The organism is Vibrio sp. T20 (assembly GCF_007858795.1).
Lineage (GTDB): Bacteria > Pseudomonadota > Gammaproteobacteria > Enterobacterales > Vibrionaceae > Vibrio > Vibrio satsumensis.
Map to the genome: position 1 here is coordinate 1 of NZ_VFEB01000130.1, position 426 is coordinate 426.

Annotated in this window: 1 protein-coding gene; it reads left to right on the forward strand. The window is 47.7% G+C overall.

Features of this window, described 5'->3' with window-relative positions; genetic code table 11:
* Window positions 1-270, forward strand: a 270-nt coding sequence (locus FTW16_RS15450) for a TrmH family RNA methyltransferase (protein WP_315897546.1), incomplete at its 5' end; no start/stop codon positions are given.
* Window positions 271-426: the final 156 nt, after the last annotated feature.

Here is a 426-nt window from a genome sequence, read left to right on the forward strand (position 1 = left end):
CTAGCTCGTACAATGCGTGCACTGCAAGAGCAGGGCGTATGGTTTGTGGGTACGGCAGGAGAAGCAACGCATGATATTTACCAAGCGAAGCCAACGGGCCCATTGGCTGTAGTGATGGGCGCGGAAGGTGACGGTATGCGCCGTTTAACGCGTGAAACTTGCGATGATCTGATTAAGATTCCAATGGCAGGCAGCGTGTCTAGCCTGAATGTTTCTGTAGCGTCAGGTATCTGCCTATTCGAAGCGGTAAGACAGCGTTTAGCTCAATAACGCCTACTCAGTAATACTGGGGGTAGTGATGCTTTACGACATAAAGCACTAGAACTATTCTAAGTCTATGAATTTATTAACGCTCACCCGAGTTGGTGAGCGTTTCTTTTTCTGGCTCAAGTGAGAGAATATTTCACTTTCTTGGATGGCTAGATG